13 protein-coding genes are annotated in these 13,599 nt (G+C 70.7%); 7 read left to right on the top strand and 6 right to left on the bottom strand.

The window, feature by feature from the left end:
* Window positions 1–19: 19 nt before the first annotated feature.
* The 3 genes from ACGFWI_RS22790 to ACGFWI_RS22780 all read right to left on the bottom strand — a co-directional run bounded on the left by ACGFWI_RS22790 (window position 20) and on the right by ACGFWI_RS22780 (window position 1,946).
* Window positions 20–202 (bottom strand): hypothetical protein, encoded by a 183-nt coding sequence (locus ACGFWI_RS22790; RefSeq protein WP_393907818.1) that lies wholly within the window; start codon window positions 200–202, stop codon window positions 20–22.
* Complete coding sequence (locus ACGFWI_RS22785) at window positions 202–1,386, bottom strand: CaiB/BaiF CoA transferase family protein (protein ID WP_393907817.1); 1,185 nt, start codon at window positions 1,384–1,386, stop codon at window positions 202–204. The genes ACGFWI_RS22790 and ACGFWI_RS22785 overlap by 1 nt, the downstream gene beginning before the upstream one ends.
* Window positions 1,387–1,565: 179 nt before the next feature.
* On the bottom strand, window positions 1,566–1,946 hold the full coding sequence (locus ACGFWI_RS22780) for an MmcQ/YjbR family DNA-binding protein (RefSeq protein ID WP_393907816.1): 381 nt from the start codon (window positions 1,944–1,946) through the stop codon (window positions 1,566–1,568).
* 159 nt (window positions 1,947–2,105) lie between these two features.
* Between ACGFWI_RS22780 and ACGFWI_RS22775 the strand changes: the two genes are divergently transcribed.
* Window positions 2,106–2,846: an MgtC/SapB family protein gene (locus ACGFWI_RS22775; RefSeq protein ID WP_393907815.1), complete on the top strand. Its 741-nt coding sequence runs from the start codon at window positions 2,106–2,108 to the stop codon at window positions 2,844–2,846.
* 121 nt (window positions 2,847–2,967) lie between these two features.
* Here ACGFWI_RS22775 and ACGFWI_RS22770 read toward each other — a convergent pair whose 3' ends face one another.
* Window positions 2,968–4,413, bottom strand: coding sequence for a sialate:H+ symport family MFS transporter (locus tag ACGFWI_RS22770; protein WP_393907884.1), 1,446 nt, complete (start codon window positions 4,411–4,413; stop codon window positions 2,968–2,970).
* 363 nt (window positions 4,414–4,776) lie between these two features.
* On the opposite strand from ACGFWI_RS22770, the gene ACGFWI_RS22765 reads away from it, so the two are divergent.
* On the top strand, window positions 4,777–5,964 hold the full coding sequence (locus ACGFWI_RS22765; RefSeq protein WP_393907814.1) for a saccharopine dehydrogenase family protein: 1,188 nt from the start codon (window positions 4,777–4,779) through the stop codon (window positions 5,962–5,964).
* A 48-nt stretch (window positions 5,965–6,012) separates the two neighbouring features.
* Here ACGFWI_RS22765 and ACGFWI_RS22760 read toward each other — a convergent pair whose 3' ends face one another.
* Window positions 6,013–6,717 (bottom strand): endonuclease V, encoded by a 705-nt coding sequence (locus tag ACGFWI_RS22760; protein ID WP_393907813.1) that lies wholly within the window; start codon window positions 6,715–6,717, stop codon window positions 6,013–6,015.
* 219 nt (window positions 6,718–6,936) lie between these two features.
* Between ACGFWI_RS22760 and ACGFWI_RS22755 the strand changes: the two genes are divergently transcribed.
* Together ACGFWI_RS22755 and ACGFWI_RS22750 are read left to right on the top strand one after the other, a co-directional pair.
* Window positions 6,937–8,358 (top strand): amidase, encoded by a 1,422-nt coding sequence (locus tag ACGFWI_RS22755; protein WP_393907812.1) that lies wholly within the window; start codon window positions 6,937–6,939, stop codon window positions 8,356–8,358.
* Between the two features lie 170 nt (window positions 8,359–8,528).
* The gene (locus tag ACGFWI_RS22750) at window positions 8,529–8,828 is read left to right on the top strand and encodes a YciI family protein (protein WP_393907811.1); all 300 of its coding nucleotides are present in this window, start codon (window positions 8,529–8,531) and stop codon (window positions 8,826–8,828) included.
* Window positions 8,829–8,977: 149 nt separating this feature from the next.
* Here the strand turns inward: ACGFWI_RS22750 and ACGFWI_RS22745 are convergent, their stop codons facing one another.
* Entirely contained in the window at window positions 8,978–10,438 is a 1,461-nt protein-coding gene (locus ACGFWI_RS22745) for a sugar porter family MFS transporter (RefSeq protein ID WP_393907810.1), read from the bottom strand.
* 345 nt (window positions 10,439–10,783) lie between these two features.
* Here ACGFWI_RS22745 and ACGFWI_RS22740 point away from each other — a divergent pair, with 345 nt between their 5' ends.
* From ACGFWI_RS22740 to ACGFWI_RS22730, 3 genes are all read left to right on the top strand, one after another.
* On the top strand, window positions 10,784–11,689 hold the full coding sequence (locus ACGFWI_RS22740; protein ID WP_393907809.1) for an SIS domain-containing protein: 906 nt from the start codon (window positions 10,784–10,786) through the stop codon (window positions 11,687–11,689).
* Between the two features lie 53 nt (window positions 11,690–11,742).
* A complete protein-coding gene (locus ACGFWI_RS22735; RefSeq protein WP_393907808.1) occupies window positions 11,743–12,624 on the top strand; it encodes a ketose-bisphosphate aldolase in 882 nt (293 codons plus the stop codon).
* 128 nt (window positions 12,625–12,752) lie between these two features.
* Complete coding sequence (locus tag ACGFWI_RS22730) at window positions 12,753–13,556, top strand: DeoR/GlpR family DNA-binding transcription regulator (protein ID WP_393907807.1); 804 nt, start codon at window positions 12,753–12,755, stop codon at window positions 13,554–13,556.
* Window positions 13,557–13,599 lie beyond the last annotated feature (43 nt).

Below are 13,599 nucleotides of genomic sequence, written 5' to 3'. Positions count from 1 at the left end.
TCATCTCTGTGGGCCCTCCTCAGAGCCGGTTCTTGACGGTCTCGGTCAGCTCGGCGGGCTCCGGCCCCGCGGGATCGCGCCGGGCGCCCTCGGCGAGCGGGCCGCCCCACAGCTCGCCGGCCTTCCCCGGGAGGAAGGCGGCGGCCTCTTCGGCTGCATGACGCGGGCCGGCCGCGTACGGGCGCGTGGTCGCGGGTGCCATCAGCCGGCCGTGTCCTTCTGCTCGGTACGACCCGGGCCGGCGGACGGGGCGTCGGCGGGGAGCGGGGCGAGGAGGCCGGGAATCTGCCAGTCACGGGCGATCTCCGCGGAGTCCGCGCCGGGCTGCGCGGGAGGCCTGCGCACCGCGCCCGGAGTGCGCGAAAAGCGCGGCGCGGGCGCGGGCTGGGTGAGCCCGCTGTGCTCGACGAACGTGCCGCGGGCGGCGAGATGCGGGTGCTGCGGGGCCTCGCGCAGGGAGAGCACCGGCGCCACACAGGCGTCGGACTCCGCGAAGACCGCCGTCCACTCCTCGCGGGTACGGGTCCGGAAGCGGGCGGCGATGGCGGTGCGCAGCTCGCCCCAGGCGGCGAGGTCGTCGCGGCTGGGGGCCTCCTCCTCGATACCGAGCAGCCGGACGAATTCTCCGTAGAACCGCTTCTCCAGCGCGCCGACCGCCATATAGCCGCCGTCGGCGGTCTCGTAGGCGCCGTAGAAGGGCGCCCCGCCGTCGAGCAGATTCGCGCTGCGCCGGTCCTGCCAGCCGCCGGCCGCCAGCATGCCGTGGATCATCGCCGTCAGATGCGCCGTGCCGTCGACGATGGCGGCGTCCACGACCTGGCCCGTTCCGCCCTCGGTGCGGGCGTGCTGGAGGGCGGCGAGGACGCCGATGACGAGGTAGAGGGAACCGCCGGCGTAGTCACCGAGGAGATTTGCGGGGACGGCGGGCGGGCCGTCGGGCGGGCCGATCATGCCCAGGGCACCCGTGATGGCGATATAGCCGATGTCGTGCCCGGCGGTGCCGGCGAGCGGGCCCTGCTGCCCCCAGCCCGTCATCCGGCCGTAGACCAGCCGGGGGTTGCGCGCCAGGCACTCCTCGGGGCCCACCCCCAGTCGCTCGGCCACCCCGGGGCGGTACCCCTCGACCAGCACATCGGCGCGCTCGACCAGTTCGAGGACCTGCGCCACCCCGTCGGGACTCTTGAGGTCCACCAGCACGGAGCGTTTGTTGCGGTTGGTGATGTCGCAGGCCGGATCGATGCCCAGCCCCGGGCCGCCGGGCCGGTCGACGCGGACGACATCGGCGCCGAGGTCGGCCAGGAGCATGGCGGCGAACGGGCCGGGGCCGATGCCCGCGAGTTCGACCACCCGCACCCCGGTCAGCGGGCCGTTCCCTGACTCCGTCATCGCGCCCCATGCCTTTCCGCACTGTGACACTTCTGATGTAACACTCGTGATGTTAAGAACGTGTTCCACTTTCCACAAGCCCCCCCGTGCCGAGTGGCAGCTGCGGAAAAGGCCCGCGCCGACGATGCTCAACTGCCATCGCCGTCACGGGCCTTTGCGCGCCTGCTGCCGCTGCGCCGCTATCCCCCGTCGAGCTCGGCGATGAGCTTCTTGGGGGCTATGACGCGATAGGACTCCTCCGCCCAGTCGCAGAGCAGCTCGGCCGGCGGCGCGCCTTGCTCCGCCAGGGGGACCCGCACCCATCCGGACCTGCCCAGGCCGTAGCCCGCGGGCTGGGCGCCGGGCGAGGTCAGCGCATGGGCATGCGCCTCGGGATCCTTCAGTTTCAGCGTGACCCCGAGCGGATGGCCGCCGTCGTCGACGCCGAGGAAGACGAAGACCTTCTTGTTGACCTTGATGACGCTCTCGCCCCAGGGGAACTCCTCCACGGCCCCGGGAAGCCCGAGCGCGAACGCGCGCACCCGCTCCCGCACGCCCGCCGGATCCGCCGCCTTCGCCATGCGCTCCTCCACATCCGTCCCCCGTACGACACCGCCCGCGGTGCCGTCCCGCCACGCTCGTCACGCGCGGGCCGGCCAACGCATTCCACGCTAACGGCGACCACTGACAACGGCCCGCGGAGCGCCGGGCGCCGGGCCGGCCGAGGGACAATTGCCGTCATGTCTGCCCCGCAACTCGCCACCGCGCTGTTCGACTTCCACAGCGGTCAGGGGCTACGCCAGTTCACCGAGCTGGCGATAGCACTGCTCCTGTCCTCACTGATCGGCCTGGAGCGCGAGGCGAGACAGAAGAGCGCCGGCCTGCGCACGCACACGCTCGTCGGGGTGGGCAGCGCACTGTTCATGGAGGTGTCGATCCATGGTTTCGGTTCACTGCTGGGTACGGACGGCGTGTCGCTCGACCCGTCCCGGGTCGCCGCACAGGTCGTCTCGGGCATCGGCTTCATCGGCGGCGGCCTCATCTTCGTCAAGAAGGACGCGGTCCGGGGCCTGACGACTGCCGCCACCATCTGGCTGACCTGCGCCATCGGCATGGCCTGCGGCGGCGGCCTGCCGCTGTTGGCCGCCGGCGCGACGGCGGTGCACTTCCTCGTCGTCCGCGGCTTCTCGAAGCTGTCGGACCGGATCACCTCGCGGCCGTCGTTGGCCCGTATCGAACTGCGCGTCAACTACCGCGCGGAGCACGGACTGCTGGGGCGGATATGGCAGATATGTACCGACAGCGGCTTCCGGATGACCGACGTCCAGGTGGAGACCGGCACGGACGAGCCAGGCGCCCCGGCCGAGGTACTGCTCCGTCTGGAGGGGACCGCTTCCGCACACCCGCTGATCGAGACGCTGTCCGAGCTGGCAGGGGTGCGGGCGGTGTCGCTGGGACGCCAGGACGACGGTACGGAGTGAGAAAACGGCCTCCGCGCCGGACGGGCGGCCCACCGCCCGTGTCCTTCGGAGCGGCCACCGGGGCCGCTACGCCATGGCCCGGCCCTGGACCCGTACGGCCTGACATCCGGTGGAAGCACCGCTACGACGGCTCCGGCGACACCTCCTCCGGAGCGGCGCCGGGCGCCTCCCCCGCGGGCAGCGCCCCCGCTCCCCCGGCCTCCGGCACCAGGTGGTCGTCGGGCGCCTGACGGTCCACGAGCCGGCCCAGCCGCTGTGGGACATTGCCGCCCACCAGGATGATGACCACGAGCGTCAGCCCGAAGGTGAGCACGGCCAGTGCCCGTCCCAGGGACATGCCTTCGGCCAGACGGGCTCCGAGGACGGGTGCCACCGCCCCGCCCAGGGCCCCGACGTTGTAGACGAAGCCCAGAGAGGCCGCGCGGGTGGCGGTGGGGAAGTGGCCGGCGATGTACTTCGGCAGGATGCCGGAGATGCCCTGGCTGAGCGCGAGCAGCCCGAAGACCAGCACGCCGAGCGCCGGCAGGCTGTCCTGCACCGCGAAGACCGGGAAGACGAAGGCGAGGGAGGCCAGCAGGGTGCACGCATAGGCGCGCCGGGTACCGAGCCGGTCACCGACGAAGCCCGCCAGCCAGCAGCCCGCCATGGTGCCGAAGCCGGCGTAGAACATCACGTCGGCGACCTGCCCGGGGGCGTAGCCGAGGTCGGTCTTGAGGTAGGTGGGCAGCAGGGCCTGGATCGGCCAGCTGTAGAGGAAGGCGCAGAACACCGTCGCCATCAGGGCCACGTACAGCAGCCACCCGCGACGGCCCCCGAGCTGCGCGGCGAATGCCGTCAGGCACAGCGCAGCGACGACGGACAGCGCTGGCACGGATCCCGCGCCGACGGGCGTGAAGACGCAGAACAGCGCGGCCGAGGCCGCCGCCGCCAGTGCCGTGTTGACCCAGGGCCGGATACGGCCGGTGAACAACGGCCGGAAGGGATGGGGGCGTTCCTCTTCCGTGGGAGTGGCGGCGCCGATCTGCCGCTGCCAGTCACCGGCCTCCGGCAGCGATCTGCGCACCCAGAGGGCGACCAGGACGGGCAGTACGCCGATCCAGAACATCCAGCGCCAGCCCCCGTGGGGGACCACCCATGTGTAGAGCTCGGCCGCGAGGACGGTGCCGCCCGCGTAACCGGAGATAAGGAACCCGGAGGCGCGGTTGCGCCATCGGACGGGCCAGCTCTCCAGCACATACGTCACACTGGCGCTGTACTCCCCCGCCATGCCCAGGCCGATCACCAGCCGGGCGACGAACAGGCTGGTGTAGCCCCAGGCGAAGCCGCAGGCGAAGGTACCGAGCGAGTAGAGCAGGATGCTGGTGACCATGGCGGCCTTGCGGCCGTAACGGTCACCCATCGCGCCCAGTACGGCGCCGCCCAGCCACCGGGTGATGAAGGCGCCGGAGATCAGCGAGGCGGCGGTGGCGGTGCTCAGATGGAACTCGTCGGCGATTTCGGTCAGCACCAGCGTGATCAGGACGAAGTCGAAGCCGTCGAGGAGATAGCCGATCCAGGCGGCGAACATCGCCTTCCACTGGCCGGTGGTGACCTCCTGCCACCAGCGCTGTCGTTGGTCACGGGGGTCCGCGGGACGCGTCGTCACAGCTACCCGGCCTCCTCCAGCAGTCGGCGGACGGTTCGGTTCGCGGCATCGTCGAAGGGCAGCCGCTGGGCGGGTGCTCGGGGCAGTCCAGACATTGGACGTCCTACGTCATCGATGCCATCGGTGAATCTGGACCTGCCACGACGCCCTGTCAAGACTGCACGGCACACTCCATGTCACCCACGGAGCGGCCAAGGCGACGGCCGTGACCGGTCGTTGACGGGGGCGACGGCGCCTGCCTAAGGTCCGGACTCCATGCCCGGTGGGCGGTCGAGAGGACGCACGATGCGACGGCAGGACACCTCCGGACGGGCCCACGACCTCGTCCTCTACGGCGCGACCGGTTTCGCGGGCGCACTCACCGCCGCCTATCTGGCCGAACATGCCCCCGAGGGCTGCCGCTGGGCGCTGGCCGGGCGCAGCACCGCCAAACTGGAGCAGCTGCGCGACCGGCTGACGAAAATCGACCCGGCCTGTGCCGACCTGCCGCTGCTGCGGGCCGACAGCGGCGATCCGGACTCGCTGCGCGCCCTCGCCGCCGGTAGCCGGGTGCTGGTGTCGACCGTCGGCCCGTATCTGATCCACGGTGAGCCGCTGGTAGCCGCCTGCGCCGCGGCCGGCACCGACTATGTCGATCTGACCGGTGAGTCGGAGTTCATCGACCGGATGTACGTGCGCCATGACGCGACGGCCCGCGCCTCCGGTGCCTGCCTCGTGCACGCCGGCGGATTCGACTCCGTCCCGCACGACCTGGGGGTCCTCTTCACGGTGGGGCTCCTCCCCGAAGGCGTCCCCGTACGCATCGACGGCTTCGTACGCACCAACGCGACGTTTTCCGGCGGCACTCTGGCCTCCGCGCTGACCGCCGCATCGCGGCCGGTCGCCATGGTGCGGGCCGCCCGCGAGCGGCAGCGGACCGAACCGCGGCCGGCCGGCCGGACGGTGCGGGCGCCGTTCGGACCGCCCCTCAGGAGCGGTGAAACGCGCACCTGGGGTGTGCCCTTGCCGACCCTCGACCCGCAGATCATCGCCCGCTCGGCCGCCGCGCTGGACCGCTACGGACCCGACTTCCGCTATCGCCACTACGCAGGCGTACGGCGGCTGCCGATCGCCGTCGGCGGGGCTCTGGGGGCGGGGGCCCTGTGCGCGCTCGCCCAGGTGCCGCCCGCGCGACGCTGGTTGTCGCGGCGTCTGGAGCCGGGCGACGGGCCGAGCCCCGAGCGGCGCGCGCGCAGCTGGTTCACGGTGCGCTTCGTCGCCTCCGGCGGCGGCAAACGCCTGGTCACCGAGGTCTCGGGCGGTGACCCCGGCTACGAGGAGACGGCGAAGATGCTCGCCGAGTCGGCGCTCAGCCTGGCCTTCGACGACCTGCCGGAGACGGCCGGCCAGGTGACGACCGCGGTCGCCATGGGGGACGCGCTGACGGCCCGCCTCCAGGATGCGGGCATCACGTTCCGCGTCGTCCAGGAGTAGCCCGGCTCCGCGCCCCGGCCGCGCGGATCGTCGCCCCGGCCCCGCGGATCAGGCGCCGGCGAGCGCCCTCCGGCACAGCGAGTCCGCGGCCCGGGTCGTCTCGGGAAGCCGGTAGTGCGCTGCCAGGTGGAGGGTCTGCGCGCAGGCGCGTTCGAGGTCGATGCGGTGCCCCACGGAGACGAAGACCGGCTTGACGCCCTTTTGGGTACGCAGCGCACGTCCCACCTCCTCGGCGCCGTCCAGCAGAGGAGAGGTGTCGCCGCGGTCCGGCCCGGGAGCTTCGTACCGGAAGGTGAAGGGGTTCTTGGCGACGCCGATGGTGGGCAGCCCGGTCAGCACCCCCAGATGGCTGGCGAGCCCGAAACGGCGCGGGTGCGCCAGCCCGTAACCGTCGCAGACCACGAGGTCAGGGGTGCGGGCGAGACGGGCGAGCGCGTCGAGCACGGTGGGAATCTCGCGGAAGGCGAGCAGTCCGGGGACGTACGGGAAGGAGATCTGCCCGACGGCGGTGGCCTCGTCGACGACGGCGCGTGTACGGGCGTCCAGCGCGACGGCGGCAGCCGCGACGACATCGCGTGTGTCGTCGTAGGCGACATCCACCCCGACGACAGTGCCCTCGAACCCTGGTTCCGGGCCGGGTTCATCGAGCCGGACGTAGGGCCGCAACCGGTCCTGGACGGCGCGCGCCTGGTCTTCGTCGGCCGGCCAGTGCCGCAGTTCGTCGGCGCAGGAGATCATTCCGGGAGTGTCCATGGTGACGACCACGCTACCGAACCCGTGATCGAGCCCCGGCCGGTCGGACGGACCGGCTCACGACTCACTGTCAGTGGCGCTGGGTACCTTGGAGAGCATGAACCCGGACCCCGCTGACCACGCAGTCGGTGCCGCCGAAGCGGGCGGGGGCGGGCCCCGAGCGGCCCCCTCGTTCACCGCCACCGGTAGCTCGCTTCCCTGAAACCTCCAGAGGTCTTCATGTCCGACGCGCTCCACCAACTCGATGCCATCGACCTCGCCGCCCGGTTGCGCCGCCGCGATATCTCCGCCCGCGAGGTCGTACAGGCTCATCTGGACCGCATCGAACAGGTCAATCCGGCCGTCAACGCCCTCGTCACCCTCGACCCCGAGGGCGCGCTCGCCGCGGCCTCGCGCGCCGACGAACGCCTCGCCCGGGGCACGGCCGTCCCTCCTCTGCACGGACTCCCGATCGCGTTCAAGGACACTCATCTCACCCGCGGAATGCGCACCACACACGGCTCACCGCTCTTCGCCGACCACATTCCCGACGAGGACGACCTGCTGGTCGACAGGCTGCAGCGGGCCGGCGCCATCCGCCTCGGCAAGACCAACGTGCCCGAGTTCGCCGCCGGTTCGCACACCTTCAACCCGGTCTTCGGCACCACCCGCAATCCGTACGACATCACACGTTCGGCGGGCGGCAGCAGCGGAGGCGCCGCCGCGGCACTCGCCGCCGGGCTGCAACCCCTCGCCGACGGCAGTGACATGGGCGGCTCACTGCGCAACCCTGCGTCCTTCTGCAATGTCGTCGGGCTGCGGCCGACGCCGGGCCGCGTTCCCCGGCATCCCCGCGGCAACCTCTGGGACACCCTGTCGGTCCCCGGCCCGATGGGGCGGACCGTCGCCGACACCGCGCTGTTGCTGTCGGCGATGGCCGGTCCGGATCCGCGCTGCCCGATCAGTCTGGAGACCCCCGGCGAGGCGTTCCGCGTGCCGCTCGAGCGCGCGGTGCGCGGCCTGCGTGTCGCCTGGACGCCCGATCTCGGGGGCTGCGCTCCCGCCGACGCGGACGTACTCGCCGTACTGGAGCCCCAGTTGAGGGTCCTGGAGGAGCTCGGCTGCCGTGTCGACACCGCCTGCCCGGACCTCACAGGGGCCGACGAAGCCTTTCGTACGCTGCGGGCGCACAGCTTCGACCTAGCGCTCGGCGACCTGCTCGACTCCGACCGGCAGGCCCTCAAGCCCAGCATCGTCCAGAACATCGAGCAGGGCCGCCGGCTGAGCGTGGCCGACCTCAACACCGCCACCGCGACCCGCAGTCGGCTCTACCTCGGCATACTGGACTTCTTCTCCCGGTACGACCTGCTCCTCGCCCCGGTCAGCCAAGTGACGCCGTTCGATGCGGAGCTGGAGTATCCGCGGGAGGTCGCGGGCCGGCCCACACACTCGTATCTGGACTGGATGCGGTCCGCCTACCTCATCTCCGTACTCGGCGTACCCGCCCTTTCGGTGCCCGCGGGGTTCACTCCGGGCGGGCTGCCCGTGGGACTGCAGTTTGTCGGTGCGCCGCGCGCGGATCTCGCCGTCCTCCGGGCCGGGCACGCGTACGAGAGCGCGACGCGGCACGGGCGGCGCCGCCCGGACCTGTCCACGGCCTGATCTTCCCGACGTCCTGGCCCTTGTGTTCGCGGCACTCCAGAACCTCGGGACGTTCCCGGAGCGGATCGCCGCAGCAGCCGGAGAGGCACGTCGCCCATCCCCCTGGCCTGCGCATTCCTCTCCAGGAGTAGGCGACGCCCACCACCTGATGCCTCGTCTATATTGCAGCTATGTTCGTACTGGAACTGACCTACACCGCGCCCCTCGAACGCGTCGGCGCCGTCCTTCAGGAGCATGTGGAGTGGCTGCGGAAGGAGTACGCCGCCGGGCATTTCATCGCCGCCGGCCGTAAGGTCCCGCGTGACGGGGGCGTGATTCTCGCCGCAGGGCCGGACCGTGCGACCGTCGAGCGGATGGTGGCCCAGGACCCGTTCACCCTCGCCGGGGTGTGCGAGTACCGGATCACGGAGTTCGTGGCGACGACGACCGCCCCGGCTCTGGAGCAGTACCGGGAACAGCTGCCGTCCTGAGGAATCGTCCCCTCCGGCCCGGACCACCGGCGATCCGGCAGTCCGGGCGCCGTCTTCAGTACTCCTGCCACGGCCCGGCCCGCCGCCCTGAGGGGCGGGCGGAGCACTCGTACCTGTCCGTCAGCTCAGCAAACGTTCCCGCCCCGGCACTACGAAGTCGTCGTCGGCGGCACCGCTGAACCACTGAGCGGGCCGGAGCTTACGGGAGCGGGCGGCGCGGGCCAGCGTCCCCCATTGCGCCAGTAGTCGTGGATTTCCTCCAGCTGACGCCCCTTGGTCTCGGGCGCGGTGGCGGCGGCGAAGACCAGTGCGACCAGCGCGAGGACGCCGAGGCCCGCGAATGTCCGGGCCGCACCCGCCCAGGTCATCAGGGAGGGGAAGAACTGGGCGATCAGGAGATTGGCGACCAGGTCGGCGGTGAGCATCACCGAGGCCCCCGTCGAACGCAGCTGGGCGGGGAAGGCCTCGCTCGCATAGACCCAGATCAGCGATCCGAAGCCGAAGTTGAAGGCGGCGGTGAACAGCAGAATGGCGGCGAAGCCCACCCAGGTCGTGGCGCCGTGCAGCTCGCCCCTGGCGAAGACCGCGGTCAGGACGGCGAGCATCGCGACCATCGTGCCGATTCCGCACAGCAGCACCACCCGGCGGCCGATCCGGTCGATGATGAGGATGGCGAGCACGGTCGCGGCCAGTGAGGCGAGCTGGACGAAGGACGGCAGCAGGAAGTTCTGGCCGTTGCCGGTGAAGCCCATCTCCTCGAAGATCTGCGGGCTGTAGTACGTCACGGCATTGATGCCGGTGATCTGGCAGAAGAACCCGAGGCCGACGACGAAGAGCGCGGCACGGGCGTACGGCTTGCGCAACAAGGAGCGCGCCGATCCGCCGCTCTCCTCGGCGAGCGCGGAGGCCACGACGGCGACCTCCCCGCGCGGATCGACGTCCGGGTCGGTCATGGCCATGACCTCGACGGCTCGTTCCGTTTGCCCCTTGAGGACGTACCAGCGCGGGGTGTCCGGCAGCCTGAGCAACGGGATCAGGACGAGTGCCGCGGGGATCGCGGAGAGGCCGAGCATCCAGCGCCAGTGGCCGCCGCCGGACAGGCCCCAGTTGACGAAGTATGTGATGACGATGCCCGCGACCGTGGCCACTTGGTACGCGGCGACGGAGGCTCCGCGGATACGTGCCGGGGTCGACTCGGCGACATAGAGCGGGGCGGCGACGATCGAGATGCCGATGGCGATGCCGAGCAGGAAGCGGACGATGTCCAGCACGACGACGTTGGGCGCGAAGGCGGAGAGCGCGACGAATACGGCGTACGAGCCGGCCACGATCAGCATCGCCGCCCTGCGGCCCAGCGCGTCGGCGAGTTTGCCGCCGATCAGCGCGCCCACGATGGAGCCGAACACCAAGATGCTGTTGACCAGGCCTTTTTCGGCCTCGGTGAGATGAAAGTCCTTGCTCAGGAACACCAGGGCACCGGAGATGCTGCCGGTGTCGTAGCCGTAGATGACGCCGACGACGGCGCCGGTGAGCGCGAACCGCCTGCCGGTGCGGAGTGCGGTCCTGGGTGACGGCGGCGGGGGCGTCGCGGAGAGCGTGGCAATGGACATGGGAAGTCCTTTGTACGGCGGAGCGGGCCTTACTGCATGACGGAGCTGCGTGACAGAGCTAGTGACTGATCTTGCAAGTATTCGGCGCCTTTCGCGCAGCTGTCAACAGATTCTCGAAGCGCTGCCGCCGCCTCGCGGCCACGCCACAGCCACTCCACGGCCACCTCCGGCGGAACCACAACCGAGCTCCTGCCCAGCCACCACCTAACCTCCCCTCTCTGGAGCAGACACTCGTTCGAGGGATGGAGTCCTGCGAATTTTCTGCGTACAGTCGCTTGCAACGAAAGCAAATATTGCAGTTTCACGCAGAACAATGAGCGCAAGCGCATCACGGGAGGGTGGGCCATGAGCGAGATCTCGTACATGGAGCAGGAGCTGCACAGTCAGCCGGAGACCTGGCGGGAGGCCGCGCGGATCGGTGCGGCCGCGGGCCCGCTGCCCAAGGCCGGACAGCGGGTGGCCGTCGTCGGCTGCGGCACCTCATGGTTCATGGCGCAGTCGTATGCGGCGCTGCGCGAGGCGGCCGGACAGGGGGTGACGGACCCCTTCGCCGCCTCCGAGGCGTTCCTCGGCGGCGACCGCGACTATGACGCGGTGGTCGCGATCAGCCGGTCCGGCACCACGACCGAGGTGTTGCGCGTACTCGATGCCGTCAAGGGGCGGATCCCGACGGTGACGGTCATCGGGGACCCCGAGACGCCGGCGGTCGCGGTCTCCGACGAGACGGTCGCGCTTCCTTTCGCCGATGAGAGGTCGGTGGTGCAGACCCGCTTCGCGACGACGGCACTGACGCTGCTGCGTGCGCATCTGGGTGAGGACATCTCCCGAGCGGTGACCGATGCGCAGGAGGCGCTGGCCGCACCGGTGGAGAAGGAATGGGTGGACGCCGAGCAGTTCTCCTTCCTCGGGACGGGCTGGACGTTCGGTCTGGCCAATGAGGCTGCGCTCAAGATGCGGGAGGCATCGCTGAGTTGGACCGAGTCCTACCCCGCGATGGAGTACCGCCACGGTCCGATTGCGATAGCCGCGCCCGGCCGGGTGACCTGGCTGTTCGGTCAGGCACCGGACGGCCTGGAGGCCGATGTGCTGCGGACCGGTGCGCGCTTTGTGTGCCATGCGCGCGATCCGCTGGCCGATCTGGTGCTGGTCCAGCGGGTGGCCCTGGAGCGGGCCCGCGCCCGCGGCCTGGACCCGGACAATCCCCGCGGCCTGACCCGCTCGGTGATGCTCGAAACGCCGGCCGCCTCGTAGACACCCCGCCCCCCCACCTCAATCAGCCTCGTACGCAAGGGAGTCAGCATCCGATGCCCCTCGTTCCGACCTCATCGATCGTCGACGCCGCGCAGGAGGCACGGGTCGGTGCCGCGGCCTTCAACGTCATCCATCTGGAGACCGCCGAGGCGCTCGTCACCGCCGCCGAGCGCACCGACATCCCGTTGATCCTGCAGATCAGCGAGAACTGCATCCGCTACCACGGCAGCCTGCTGCCCCTCACCCGCGCCACCCTCGCCCTCGCCGAGGGCTCCACGGCCCCGATCGCGGTGCACCTCGACCACATCACCGATGCGGAGCTGGTCCATCAGGGCATCGCCGCCGGGGTGGGCTCCGTCATGGTCGATGCCTCCGCGCTTCCGTACAAAGAGAACGTGGCCGCCACCGCCGAACTCACCGCCTGGTGCCATGACCGTGGCGCCTATGTCGAGGCGGAACTCGGCGAGGTCGGCGGCAAGGACGGCGTCCATGCGCCAGGGGTACGCACGGACCCTGACGAGGCCCTGGCCTTTGTCCGCGCGACAGGGGTGGACGCTCTCGCCGTGGCCGTCGGTTCCTCACATGCGATGCACGAGCGCACGGCCGTACTGGACAAGGACCTCATCGCGGCGCTGCACACCGCACTGCCGGTGCCGCTGGTCCTGCACGGCTCATCCGGAGTGCCTGACGACGAGCTGCGGCGAGCCATCGCCGCCGGAATGACGAAGATCAACATCTCCACTCATCTCGTCTCCGTCTTCACCCACTCGATACGGCACACACTGGGCGCCGACCCCTCGCTCGTCGACTCCCGGAAGTACCTCAAGCCCGCCCGTGAGGCGGTGGCCGAGGAAGCGGCGAGACTGCTGGACCTGCTGGGCACTCAGGCGACGGTTCCGGGCCAGTACGTAGCCCAGGCGCCGGCCCGGGGGTGAGACAGCAGCGGGCGGTCACCGCCCCGGCGGCGCTTCGTCACGGCGGTCCGGACGGTCCGCAGCGGTGGAATTACGAGGGCGCCTACGGCGCGTTACCGTGGCCCGCTGAGACGAATTAGGCTCGCGCTATGAAGCGCCATGAACGGATGAACGCACTGCTTGAGCTGCTCGGCGACCGAGGCCGGATGGACGTCGAGGAGGCGGCGACCGAACTGGAGGTCTCGGCCGCCACGATGCGGCGCGACATGGACGCCCTGGCCGAGCAGCAGTTGCTGACCCGCACCCGGGGCGGGGCGGTGCTCAGCTCGGTGGCGTACGACCTACCCATCCGTTACAAGCATGCTCACCGGTCAGTGGAGAAGGAGGCAGTGGCACAGTCCGCGGCCAAGCTGGTCGAGCGGGGCGATGTGGTCGGGCTGAGCGGTGGCACGACGACCACGGCGATCGCCCGGGTGCTTGCCACCCGTCCGGATTTCGCGGAGGCCGGCCCGCAACCGCATCTGACGATTGTCACCAACTCCCTCAACATCGCCAATGAGCTGGCTGTGCGGCCGCAGATCAAGATCGTGCTCACCGGCGGGGTGGCACACTCGCGATCATTTGAACTGGTGGGCCCGTTCAGTGAGTTGGTGCTGCAACAGATCTCCATCGATATCGCGTTCATCGGCGCCAACGGCGTGGACCCCGTGATGGGGGCCACGGTGCACGACGAGGCGGAGGCCCGGGTCAACCGCCTCATGGCCGAGCGTGCACGGCGTGCCGTGGTCGTCGCGGACTCATCGAAGATCGGCGAGCGCTGCTTCGCCCGGGTCGGTGACGCGGATGTCTTCGACACGTTCATCACGGACAACGGAGCGAAGGAGGCAACCCGCCGTGAATTCGCGGACCGGGGACTGAGAGTGGTGGCGGCACGCCCGTCCGCCGGCGAGTGACATCCGGCCGGCAGCCGACAGCGACAATCGGAGGCCGCCAGCC

Source organism: Streptomyces sp. NPDC048434 (genome assembly GCF_043200375.1).
Lineage (GTDB): Bacteria > Actinomycetota > Actinomycetes > Streptomycetales > Streptomycetaceae > Streptomyces.
This window is presented reverse-complemented; position numbering and strand designations above follow the sequence as displayed.

Bases quoted from the DNA above. Each gene is read 5' to 3' on its own strand.
- ACGFWI_RS22780 (WP_393907816.1), bottom strand. From the start codon at position 1,946: ATGGCGAAGGCGGCGGATCCGGCGGGCGTGCGGGAGCGGGTGCGCGCG.
- ACGFWI_RS22740 (WP_393907809.1), top strand. From the start codon at position 10,784: ATGAGCGAGATCTCGTACATGGAGCAGGAGCTGCACAGTCAGCCGGAG.
- ACGFWI_RS22760 (WP_393907813.1), bottom strand. From the start codon at position 6,717: ATGGACACTCCCGGAATGATCTCCTGCGCCGACGAACTGCGGCACTGG.
- ACGFWI_RS22745 (WP_393907810.1), bottom strand. From the start codon at position 10,438: ATGTCCATTGCCACGCTCTCCGCGACGCCCCCGCCGCCGTCACCCAGG.
- ACGFWI_RS22730 (WP_393907807.1), top strand. From the start codon at position 12,753: ATGAAGCGCCATGAACGGATGAACGCACTGCTTGAGCTGCTCGGCGAC.
- ACGFWI_RS22770 (WP_393907884.1), bottom strand. From the start codon at position 4,413: ATGTTCGCCGCCTGGATCGGCTATCTCCTCGACGGCTTCGACTTCGTC.
- ACGFWI_RS22765 (WP_393907814.1), top strand. From the start codon at position 4,777: ATGCGACGGCAGGACACCTCCGGACGGGCCCACGACCTCGTCCTCTAC.
- ACGFWI_RS22785 (WP_393907817.1), bottom strand. From the start codon at position 1,386: ATGACGGAGTCAGGGAACGGCCCGCTGACCGGGGTGCGGGTGGTCGAA.
- ACGFWI_RS22790 (WP_393907818.1), bottom strand. From the start codon at position 202: ATGGCACCCGCGACCACGCGCCCGTACGCGGCCGGCCCGCGTCATGCA.
- ACGFWI_RS22755 (WP_393907812.1), top strand. From the start codon at position 6,937: ATGTCCGACGCGCTCCACCAACTCGATGCCATCGACCTCGCCGCCCGG.
- ACGFWI_RS22775 (WP_393907815.1), top strand. From the start codon at position 2,106: ATGTCTGCCCCGCAACTCGCCACCGCGCTGTTCGACTTCCACAGCGGT.
- ACGFWI_RS22750 (WP_393907811.1), top strand. From the start codon at position 8,529: ATGTTCGTACTGGAACTGACCTACACCGCGCCCCTCGAACGCGTCGGC.
- ACGFWI_RS22735 (WP_393907808.1), top strand. From the start codon at position 11,743: ATGCCCCTCGTTCCGACCTCATCGATCGTCGACGCCGCGCAGGAGGCA.